Raw genomic sequence first — 203 nt, forward strand, 5'->3', positions numbered from 1 at the left:
CTGCTGATTCGCCCGCTGATCCGTGCCAACGACAACCGCCAGAGCTGCGCGCACGTCGTGGTCTTCTTCATCTTCATCGTCAGCAACATCGGCGGCTCGCTGACGCCGTTGGGCGATCCGCCGCTGTTTCTGGGCTTTTTGAAGGGCGTCAGCTTCTTCTGGACGGTGGGCCACATCCTGCCCGACACCGCATTTTTGATGGT

Annotated in this window: 1 protein-coding gene; it reads left to right on the plus strand. The window is 60.6% G+C overall.

Translation table 11 applies throughout. The features are described 5' to 3' along the window. Positions 1-203, plus strand: a 203-nt coding sequence (locus F0L46_RS25815) for a sodium:proton antiporter (protein WP_188312173.1), incomplete at both ends; no start/stop codon positions are given.

The sequence above is a fragment of the Salinarimonas soli genome (assembly GCF_008386575.1).
In the GTDB taxonomy this organism is placed as follows: Bacteria; Pseudomonadota; Alphaproteobacteria; order Rhizobiales; family Beijerinckiaceae; genus Salinarimonas_A; species Salinarimonas_A soli.